Source organism: Thiomonas sp. SCN 64-16, assembly GCF_001725585.1.
GTDB classification, from domain to species: domain Bacteria; phylum Pseudomonadota; class Gammaproteobacteria; order Burkholderiales; family Burkholderiaceae_C; genus Thiomonas; species Thiomonas arsenitoxydans.
The window spans coordinates 1-8,814 of sequence record NZ_MEGQ01000075.1 but is presented as its reverse complement, the minus strand read 5'-3'; the positions used below and the strand labels follow the sequence as shown (position 1 = coordinate 8,814).

The window sequence follows — 8,814 nt, the reverse complement described above, 5'->3', positions numbered from 1 at the left end:
CGAGCAGCGCGCGGGCCTGCCCGCCATGCAGGCCCAGCAGCGCATCGAGTCCCTGGCTCTGCCATCCCCAGCGGCCCAGGTCCAGGTTGAGCCGCAGGATCCAAGGCGCGATCCAGTCGTTGAACACGAAGCCGCTGGTCATCGCGAAGGCGGCGACGCTCATCGCGCCCAGCGACAACAGGGCCGGCACACTGCCTTGCGCGCTGAGCACGAGCGTGCGCAGCGGGCAGCCGCGCGCAAGCACCATACCCGAGCCGAACAGCAAGCCACCGAGCACGTAGCGCCCCCAGGGGAACTGCGGCGACAGATACGGTGGGTGCGAGGGCTGCAGACCTTGGTGCAGCAGCCATTGCAGCCCCGCCACGGCGGTAGCGAAATCACGGTGCAATGCACCAAGCGCCACATTCACTGCGCTGACATCCAACAACACCACGACGAAGCCAAGCGCAGCCGCAATCAGCGTGCCACGTGGGGAAGACGAAGAAGACATTTTTAGCCATCCGAAGCCTTGAACAAGAGGCATGCTAGGCCTCGACAATCTGTGCGTAAATTCTCTAAAATTGCAACTCAAACTTGAGAAAACGCACATATGTTCGATTGGGAGAATCTGCGCCATTTCCTTGCCGTGGGCAACGCTGGAACACTGTCTGGCGCGGCGCGGTCACTTCGGGTGGACCACGCCACTGTCAGCCGGCGGCTGGTGGCACTGGAGGACGAATTGCAAGTCGTCTTGGTCGAGCGTCTGCCGCGTGCCTGTCGCCTGACGCCGGTCGGCATTCAGGTTTTTGAGCAGGCCAAGGCCATGGAAAGCACTGCCTTCGCCATCGAACGGCATACCCGTGCGACTCAAGCACCCTTGAGTGGCAAGGTCACGCTCAGCGCGCCGCCCGTGTTGGCTACGCATTTTCTGGCAACCCGCATGGCGGATTTCCAGACGACTTATCCAGGCATCCAACTTTCCGTCACTGCTGAAGCGCGCCAAGTGTCACTGAGCCGCCGGGAAGCAGATGTGGCATTGCGGCTGATACGCCCGAAGGAATCCAGTAATGTCGTCCGCCGTATCGGCCGCATGCGGTTCGCGCTGTATGCCAGCCACCATTACCCGGCCTTGCACGATCCCAGCCACTGGACCTTCATCGCCTACGACGAGCAATTTGCTGACATGCCCCAGCAGAAATGGCTGCTAAACATCGCCGGGCAACGTCCCGTGAGTTGCGAGCTGAGCGACATCAGTGGCCATTTCATCGCAGCTCGCGCAGGCGCTGGTGTCGCAGGCTTGCCTTGCTTTCTTGGTGATGCCGACAAGCAATTGGTCAGACTCGATGAATCGGGCGCTCCTTTCTCGCGCGACATCTGGCTGGTCACTCACCGGGATCTCAGGCGTTCGGAGACCGTGCGGGCAGTCATGGGTTACCTGGGTGAAGCTTTTCAGAGCAGCCCCGAGCTTGAGCCGGGCCAACGTTGATCGAGGCGGGCCACACATCGACTTCGGCATGACGACCATGGGCGGTCTTCGACTCGCGACATCTGATCGCGCTGTGCGTCCAACGCGTTCGCCTTGCGTTGCGGCAACTCTTCACCCAGGCCCCGTCACGCTGTTGCGATCACTCCCAGCCCTCCACCACCACCTTGCCGATGCTGCTGCCCGTCTCCACCAGCGCGTGCGCGCGCTTGAGGGTGGCGGCGTCGATCGGGCCGAGGCGGGTGTTGAGCGTGGTCTTGAGCTGGCCTGCATCCACCCGCCGCGCCACCTCGTCGAGCAGGCGGCCCTGCTCAGCCAAGTCCGCGGTGGCGAACATCGAGCGGGTGAACATGAACTCCCAGTGGACGGACACGCTCTTGCGCTTGAACGCCATGATGTCGAGCTGCTTGGGGTCGTCGATCAGCGCGAAGCGGCCTTGCGGCGCGATCAGTTCGGCGATGTCGGCCAGGTGCCGCGCGGTTTGCGTGGTGCTGAACACGAAGGCGGGTGCGCCCAGGCCGAGGGCCTGCAGCTGCGGTGCCAGCGGCTGGCTGTGATCGAGGATGTGATGGGCGCCCATGCGCTGCACCCAGTCGCGCGTTTCGGGACGCGAGGCGGTGGCGATGACGGTGAGTCCGGTCAGTTGCCGCGCAAGTTGCGTGGCGATGGAGCCCACCCCGCCCGCGCCGCCGATGATGAGCAGCGCGGACGCGGCGCCGGGCACGGGGCGACGCACGTCCAGCCGGTCGAACAGCGCCTCCCACGCGGTGATGGCGGTCAGCGGCAGCGCCGCGGCTTGGGCGAAGTCGAGGCTGGCGGGCATGTGGCCGACGAGGCGTTCGTCCACGCAATGCAGCGCGGCGTAGGTGCCGGGCCGGGTGATGTCGCCCGCGTAGTACACGCGGTCGCCGGGGCGCAAGCGCGTGGCCTCGGGGCCGGTGGCCAGCACGGTGCCCGCGGCGTCCCAGCCCAGCACCTTCCACTCGCCCGCGGGTGGTGCGCTGCTGGCGCGCACTTTCACGTCGACGGGGTTCACTGAAATGGCTTCGACGGCCACCAGCACATCGTGGCCGCTCGGCTGGAGGCCGTGCAGTTCGATGTCGACGAGCGACGTGGCAGCGTCGATGGGCAGCGGGGTTTGATAGCCGATGGCACGCATGGGTTTCTCCTGGTTTGAATGCGGCGAATTGCGCAGGAGAACCGTAGTGCTTACCATGCTGTTGAACAAGTACGCACATATTGTGCACATAGTGTTGAAAAGGATACTGTATGCCGCGCATGCGCCATCGCCGCCTGGATTGCAGCCCTGGCTGCGTGGTGGAAGCCACGCTTAGCCTGATCGACGGCAAGTGGAAGGGCGTGGTGCTGCACCACTTGCTGGACGGCACGCTGCGCTTCAATGAGCTGCGCCGCCGTCTGCCCAACGTCACCCAGCGCATGCTGACCAACCAGTTGCGCGAGCTGGAGACCGACGGCCTGATCGCGCGCAAGGTGTATGCGCAGGTGCCGCCCAAGGTCGAATACAGCCTCACCGCGCGCGGCCGCAGCCTGCAACCGGTGATGGCGGCGCTGAAGGCGTGGGGGGAGGCACATATCGAGATGGCCGATTACGGCCGGGTTGGCTCCCCTCTTCCGGTCGCAAGGGTCGGTTTGGAGAGCCCGTGAAGCTGACAGAAATGACAGAGAAACGGCAGACAAGAGGCGGCATCGAAACGCATGCCGCCCGCTGGCCATTGAATTCACTGCCGGGCCGTCAACGGCGCCATGTCGTAGTAAGCCGCATATCCTTCCTCGACGGCCGGAATAATGTCTAGTACTTCGAAGTAGTAATTCCAGAACAGGGTATCGCGCAGCTTCCTGATCACCTGTTGATACGCCACCAGATCGGGCGTCTCCCAGAGCGCCACATCCGACACCTTCGCAGAGTAAGACTCCGAGTCGAAGAATCGCATGGAAACTGCGGGATGGGCCTCGAGAATCGGATTCACAATGTCCTTGACGTAGGCAAATCGTTCGGGCGGTGCCTTGTCCAGCCAAGGTCGGGTGGCTTTGAGCAGCATGAAAAAAGAATAGGTCTGAGGTTTGGTCATCGATGTTCTCCTGAGTGAATCGACAGGGGAAATCATGCGATCAGACGCTCCCATTGGCTACTCGCTTCCTGCCCATGTCACTCACCCCGCGTAAACGCCCGGCACAGCATCGTTCCAAGGCGATGGTCGATGCCATCGTGGAGGCCGCTGCTCGCATTCTGGAGAGCGCTGGACTCGATGCCTTGACGACCAATGCGGTGGCCATGCGAGCTGGAGTCAGCATCGGTTCGCTGTATCAGTACTACCCAGGGAAGGAATCCATCCTGGCGGAACTCCTGCGCCGAGAACGCGAGCAGTTGCTGCGGGCCATCGCGCACTTGTCATCCAACCCTGGGGCGTCATTGGCGGACGATCTGCATGCACTCGTTCGTGTCGCCGTGGAGCACCAGTTGCAACGCGCGCGATTGGCAAGAGTGTTGGAGTATGTCGAAACGATCCTTCCCATGAACCAAGAGACCAGCGATCTGGCGAGAAGCATCGTGGCGCGTGTAGCGGGCTTGTTGAAGCGATATGGCAGAACTGATGTCGAGGCAGGCGACGTGGTGGCGATGGCCAAGGGCATGATCGACGCAGCGGGTCTCGCAGGTGAAACCGATCAAGACGCTCTGAGGGAACGGGTGGCGCGCGCGGTATTCGGATACTTGGGCTTACCTATCTGACTTTCGCAACGCCAGCACCGCGCCCGCGAACACCACGACGACGCCGAGACCCATCGCCAGCGTGAAGCCTGCGGGCGGACTGCCGCCCGCCGCGAACACGCTGCCCAGCACGCCCACGCCCAGCGTGGCGCCGACCATGCGTGCGGTGTTGATCATGGCCGAGGCGGTGCCGGCGCGGGCGGGCTCCACCGCCGCCACGGCGCTGGCCAGCACCGGGCCGGTGTTCAGCGCCATGCCCACGCCGGTGAGCAACAGGCCGGTTTCGGCCAGCCACAGGTTTTGTCCCGCGTGTGAACACGCCAGCACGGCGATGCCCGCGCCGATCAGCGCCATGCCGCCCACCATCAGCCGCCGCATGCCGTAACGCACGCTCCACGGCCCGGAGCGGTGCGACAGCGCAACGAAGGCCAGCGACATCGGCAGCAGCGCCAGTCCCGCGCCGGTGGCGTCGAGCACGTTTGCGCGCAGCCAGTTCAGCGGCAGCAGGAACAGCACGCCGTACATACCGAAGGTCATCGCCGCGGCCACGCCGTTCACCGCGGCCAGCCGTGCGTTGCGCAACAGCGGCAGCGGAATCATCGCGCCCGTTCCCGCACGCCGTTCGGCGCGCACGAACAACAGCGCAGCCAGCAGTGCCACCGCCACGGCGGGCAGCAGCAGACGGTGCACGATGGCGGCCACCGCCAGCGCGGCCAGCGCGAGGCCGCCGAACAACTGCCCCGGCAGATCGACGCGCCGCCCCTGCGCATCGCGCGACTCGGGGATGGCGCGCGGCGCCCACAGCAGCACCGCCAGGCCGATGGGCACGATCAGCAGAAACACGCTGCGCCAGCCCACCGTCTGGATCAGCCAGCCGCCCAGCGTCGGGCCGATGGCCAGCGCCGCGCCATTGGTCCCGGCCCACACGCCGATGGCATGGGCGCGCTCGTGCGGGTCGTCCCAGATCACGCGGATCAGCGCCAGGCTGGCGGGCAGCAGCATGGCCGCGCCGATGCCCGCCAGCACGCGTCCGGCAATCAGCGCGGTGATATTGGGCGCCAGGCCGGCGAGCAAGGAACCCAGCACGAACACCGCCGCACCGGCCATCAGCACGCGCCGCCGCCCGAGCAGATCGGCCAGGGTGCCACCGGTCATCAGCAGCGCGGCGTAGCTCAGGTTGTAGCCGTCCAACACCCATTGCAGCGCGGGCAGCGGCGCATGTAAGCCGACGCCAATCGCATGCACCGCGAGGTTGACCACCGAGGTATCCACCTGGGCGATGAGCACCGCGAGACAGAGAATGAGCAGGATGACGCGGCGATCGGTGGGTGCAGCATGGGCGTTGGTCATGGCATCGGAATCGAGTGGCGATGCCGTCATCGTCGCGGTGCGTGCATCGTCACGCTTCGGCGCAGACCGAAGCATGGGCTGCGTGCTGCGCTCACAATCGCGCTCCAGCAAGCCGCAAAACCGGAAACTCACCATGACCCACGACATCGACATCGCCCGCATCGCCGCGCTGGTGGGCGAACCCGCGCGCGCCAGCATGCTGCTGGCGTTGGGCGATGGCCGGGCGCTGCCTGCGGGCGAATTGGCGGCCTGTGCCGGGGTGAGCGCGGCCACCGCCAGCGGGCATCTCGGCGCGCTGCGCGAGGCGGGTCTGCTGGAGGCGAAGCAGCAGGGCCGCCACCGCTACTACCGGCTGGCCTCGGCGCAGGTGGCGGCGCTGCTGGAATCGTTGATGCTGGTGGCGGCGCAGAACCCGGCGCGCGCGGCAAGCTCGCGCGTCGATCCGCTGCTGCAGGCCGGGCGCACCTGCTACAGCCACCTCGCCGGACGACTGGGGGTTTCGATCTGCGATGCGCTGATCGCGCGTGACGGCCTGCACATCGAAGACGACCTCGCCCGCTTCAGCCCCAGTGGCATCCACTTGCTGGAAGACTTCGGCCTCGACACGCGCGCCCTGCGCCACCAGCCGGTGAGCAAGACCTGCATCGACTGGAGCGAGCGCCGCCATCATTTGAGCGGCCCCGTTGGCGTGGCGATCTATCGCCGATGCCTGGAACTCGGCTGGGTGCGGCATCACCTCGACAGCCGCGCGGTGAGCGTGACGGAAACAGGCGGGCGCGGGTTGCGCGACTGGCTTGGAATCACCTGGCCAGGCGACGCCGAATCCGTGTCGACGCATCGAGCGGGCGCCCGACCCGAGTCACCGCGCTGACCGCCGCCGGCGCTCACGCATCGACGGCAGCAGGAGTCTGTTACTCGCCCACACTGCGGGCCGTGGGAATCCTGGCACCGCGCGTCCGCACCAGGGCAAGAGTGGCCGCGACGAGGAGCGCCAGCGCCGCCAGCAACAGCGGCGCATCGAAGCTGTGCTGCCGCGCAGCCAGCCATGCCGCCGTCAGCGGCCCGACGATCTGCCCGACGCCGAACGCGGCGGTCAGCGCGGCGACTAGGCGGGTGTGGTCATGCGGCATCAGCAGCCGCGCCTCGCGCATCACCACCATGGGGATGGGCATGAGCATGCTGCCGGTCAACACGGTCGCCAGCGCAAGGCCGAGAATGCTCGGCCAGACCAGAATCAGCGTGGTGCCCGCAATCATCGCAACAAAAGCACCCGCCAGAACGGAGCGGTTGTCGATGTGCCGCAGAAGGCGCGGTAACAGCAGGGTCAGAACGACGGTCGCCGCACCGTACAGCGGCCAGAACCACTCGCGCAGCGCGGGCAGGTGCAGATGCTCGCCGGCGATGACCGGCAGAAAGGTGGCGGGGATGACATAGCCAAAACCGAACAGGCCATAGGCGGCGATCAGTGCCCAGGCCGGCCCCATGGGCTGCGCCGGGCTTGCCGCGTCGGCCTGTGCCGAGGTTGCTTCGGGCGCATGGCCCAGCGTGCGCCAGAGCAGCGCCATCACCCCGGCGCAGGCCAGACCGAAGCCGATCCAGCTCGCCGCCGAACCCACCCTGAGGGGCTGCAATCCAGCCACCACCACGCCGCTCGCCACGATGCCGACGCCGGGGCCGGTGAACACCAGTGCTTCGAGCAGAGGATGCGCCACCGGTGCGGATACGCGACGCATGCTCCAGGCGATGCCGTGCACCATCAGCACCGCCGCCGCGACGCCTGCCAGCAGGCGCCAGGCCAGCCACGGCACCATGCCATGGGCAAGTCCCATGCCCGCGGTGGACAGCGCAATCGCCACCAGTCCCCAGCGCAGCACCTGCCGCTGCGGCAAGGCCACCACGGTGCACAGCAAGGCCCCGGCCAGATAGCCGATATTGTTCACCGAGGCCAGCCAGCCGCCCCCGACCAGACTCAGCCCGGCATCGGCCTGCATGATCGGCAGCAGCGGCGTGAGCAGAAACCGGCCGATGCCGATGCCGATGGCGAGCACGGTCATGCCGGTCAGGGCATTGCGCAGAGGGGTGTTCATGGAGGTGTCCACAGGGGAATTGCAGAATGCTCTGGTTCAGCGGCGTGCCGCGCAGCGGACCGTCGCCGCAACCCGTTGGTTGGTCCGCTCATTGCCAGGGCGGAGTCAAGGTGCACGCGCGTCGATCATGCCCCCCGGACAGCCTGCTGGTACCGCGCCAACGCCTCGGGGTCATCGATCGATCCATGATGGTGTACCTGCCGCCAGCCGAGTGGGCCACCGAAATACTGGAACACGCGACTGGTTCGTATCGCCAGGGGTACCGTGCGACCGTCACGCGTGAATTCGCCTCGCTCGCGACCCGCGAACACGACGGTGTCATCGCCCACATATTCGACGACATCGTGGAGCTCCACCCACACCTGCGCGGGGCCGCTGAAGATGCGCCGGTACAGCGCGCGGATGTCGTCGAGCCCGCGCATGATCCCGCCCAGCGGATTGTCCAGCGAGATCAGCGTACCTGGCGCCCATACGGCCTCCAATGCGTCCAGCGAGCGCTGGTTGAAGGCGAAGTAGAAACATTCGAGCGCGGCACGCGCGCCCTCAAGGGATGGCTCACGCGCCTCGATTCGACGGTCGGCTGCGCCGCGGCCGTAGGTTCGCGACAGCATCTGCGATGTTGGCATGGCTGCTTCCTTTCTTTGACCCGATGTCTTTTAGGGTTGACACCATATTAGGTGCCAGAATTCAGCTATAAAAGCGAATAATTCAGAGCGTACACATCGGAAAAAGCGATCATGGATTTGCGTGAACTGGAAGCCTTTCAAGCCGTGGTCGACGCCGGCGGAATCGGCCGCGCGGCGTTGCGCCTGCACCGCGCGCAATCGAGCATCACCGCGCGCATCCGCCAGTTGGAAACCTCGCTGGGCGTGGCGCTGTTCGAACGCGAGGGGCGCGTACTGCGTCTGACTGCGGCCGGCGATGCGCTGCTGGGCTATGCCGGGCGCCTGCTCGACCTCGCCGAGGCCGCCCGTGCCGCGGTGCGCCAGGACGGCATCGGCGGACGACTGCGGCTGGGCGCAATGGAAAGCGTGGCCGCGAGCCGCTTGCCGTTGCCGCTGGCGGAGTTCCATCGCCGTCATCCCGAGGTGTTCGTGCCGAACGAAAATTGACCCACTTTTGAAGGTTATGCCGACGCAAAATTGACCCGGGTGTTCCACCTACCCTGCTGCTTTTTTAGGCACGGG

11 protein-coding genes are annotated in these 8,814 nt (G+C 66.0%); 5 read left to right on the top strand and 6 right to left on the bottom strand.

Features of this window, described 5'->3' with window-relative positions:
* The coding region (locus tag ABT24_RS14795) for a YeeE/YedE thiosulfate transporter family protein (RefSeq protein ID WP_286738162.1) at positions 1-490 on the bottom strand (490 nt) is incomplete at its 3' end.
* Positions 491-589: 99 nt separating this feature from the next.
* Between ABT24_RS14795 and ABT24_RS14790 the strand changes: the two genes are divergently transcribed.
* Positions 590-1,465 carry a LysR family transcriptional regulator gene (locus tag ABT24_RS14790; RefSeq protein WP_013123615.1) on the top strand — a complete coding sequence of 292 codons (876 nt, stop codon included), beginning with the start codon at positions 590-592 and terminating at the stop codon, positions 1,463-1,465.
* Between the two features lie 139 nt (positions 1,466-1,604).
* On the opposite strand, the gene ABT24_RS14785 is transcribed toward ABT24_RS14790, so the two are convergent.
* On the bottom strand, positions 1,605-2,621 hold the full coding sequence (locus tag ABT24_RS14785) for a zinc-binding alcohol dehydrogenase family protein (RefSeq protein WP_156054213.1): 1,017 nt from the start codon (positions 2,619-2,621) through the stop codon (positions 1,605-1,607).
* A 119-nt stretch (positions 2,622-2,740) separates the two neighbouring features.
* Here ABT24_RS14785 and ABT24_RS14780 point away from each other — a divergent pair, with 119 nt between their 5' ends.
* Entirely contained in the window at positions 2,741-3,127 is a 387-nt protein-coding gene (locus ABT24_RS14780; RefSeq protein ID WP_276730634.1) for a winged helix-turn-helix transcriptional regulator, read from the top strand.
* A gap of 74 nt (positions 3,128-3,201) precedes the next feature.
* Here the strand turns inward: ABT24_RS14780 and ABT24_RS14775 are convergent, their stop codons facing one another.
* Positions 3,202-3,552, bottom strand: coding sequence for a darcynin family protein (locus ABT24_RS14775; RefSeq protein WP_156054211.1), 351 nt, complete (start codon positions 3,550-3,552; stop codon positions 3,202-3,204).
* A gap of 74 nt (positions 3,553-3,626) precedes the next feature.
* Here ABT24_RS14775 and ABT24_RS14770 point away from each other — a divergent pair, with 74 nt between their 5' ends.
* Positions 3,627-4,211 (top strand): TetR/AcrR family transcriptional regulator, encoded by a 585-nt coding sequence (locus ABT24_RS14770; protein ID WP_156054210.1) that lies wholly within the window; start codon positions 3,627-3,629, stop codon positions 4,209-4,211.
* On the opposite strand, the gene ABT24_RS14765 is transcribed toward ABT24_RS14770, so the two are convergent.
* The gene (locus ABT24_RS14765; RefSeq protein WP_156054209.1) at positions 4,200-5,540 is read right to left on the bottom strand and encodes an MFS transporter; all 1,341 of its coding nucleotides are present in this window, start codon (positions 5,538-5,540) and stop codon (positions 4,200-4,202) included. The two genes, ABT24_RS14770 and ABT24_RS14765, sit on opposite strands and share 12 nt — an antisense overlap.
* Between ABT24_RS14765 and ABT24_RS14760 the strand changes: the two genes are divergently transcribed.
* On the top strand, positions 5,539-6,411 hold the full coding sequence (locus ABT24_RS14760; protein WP_232054274.1) for an ArsR/SmtB family transcription factor: 873 nt from the start codon (positions 5,539-5,541) through the stop codon (positions 6,409-6,411). The two genes, ABT24_RS14765 and ABT24_RS14760, sit on opposite strands and share 2 nt — an antisense overlap.
* Positions 6,412-6,451: 40 nt before the next feature.
* On the opposite strand, the gene ABT24_RS14755 is transcribed toward ABT24_RS14760, so the two are convergent.
* The gene (locus tag ABT24_RS14755) at positions 6,452-7,627 is read right to left on the bottom strand and encodes a YbfB/YjiJ family MFS transporter (RefSeq protein WP_013123620.1); all 1,176 of its coding nucleotides are present in this window, start codon (positions 7,625-7,627) and stop codon (positions 6,452-6,454) included.
* A 125-nt stretch (positions 7,628-7,752) separates the two neighbouring features.
* Complete coding sequence (locus tag ABT24_RS14750; RefSeq protein WP_013123621.1) at positions 7,753-8,253, bottom strand: YybH family protein; 501 nt, start codon at positions 8,251-8,253, stop codon at positions 7,753-7,755.
* Between the two features lie 111 nt (positions 8,254-8,364).
* Between ABT24_RS14750 and ABT24_RS14745 the strand changes: the two genes are divergently transcribed.
* Positions 8,365-8,739: a LysR family transcriptional regulator gene (locus ABT24_RS14745; RefSeq protein ID WP_423837821.1), complete on the top strand. Its 375-nt coding sequence runs from the start codon at positions 8,365-8,367 to the stop codon at positions 8,737-8,739.
* Positions 8,740-8,814: the final 75 nt, after the last annotated feature.

Excerpts from the sequence above, each read along its gene's own strand:
- ABT24_RS14790 (WP_013123615.1), top strand. The coding sequence starts at position 590 with ATGTTCGATTGGGAGAATCTGCGCCATTTCCTTGCCGTGGGCAACGCT.
- ABT24_RS14785 (WP_156054213.1), bottom strand. The coding sequence starts at position 2,621 with ATGCGTGCCATCGGCTATCAAACCCCGCTGCCCATCGACGCTGCCACG.
- ABT24_RS14780 (WP_276730634.1), top strand. The coding sequence starts at position 2,741 with ATGCGCCATCGCCGCCTGGATTGCAGCCCTGGCTGCGTGGTGGAAGCC.
- ABT24_RS14775 (WP_156054211.1), bottom strand. The coding sequence starts at position 3,552 with ATGACCAAACCTCAGACCTATTCTTTTTTCATGCTGCTCAAAGCCACC.
- ABT24_RS14770 (WP_156054210.1), top strand. The coding sequence starts at position 3,627 with ATGTCACTCACCCCGCGTAAACGCCCGGCACAGCATCGTTCCAAGGCG.
- ABT24_RS14760 (WP_232054274.1), top strand. The coding sequence starts at position 5,539 with ATGGCATCGGAATCGAGTGGCGATGCCGTCATCGTCGCGGTGCGTGCA.
- ABT24_RS14765 (WP_156054209.1), bottom strand. The coding sequence starts at position 5,540 with ATGACCAACGCCCATGCTGCACCCACCGATCGCCGCGTCATCCTGCTC.
- ABT24_RS14755 (WP_013123620.1), bottom strand. The coding sequence starts at position 7,627 with ATGAACACCCCTCTGCGCAATGCCCTGACCGGCATGACCGTGCTCGCC.
- ABT24_RS14750 (WP_013123621.1), bottom strand. The coding sequence starts at position 8,253 with ATGCCAACATCGCAGATGCTGTCGCGAACCTACGGCCGCGGCGCAGCC.
- ABT24_RS14745 (WP_423837821.1), top strand. The coding sequence starts at position 8,365 with ATGGATTTGCGTGAACTGGAAGCCTTTCAAGCCGTGGTCGACGCCGGC.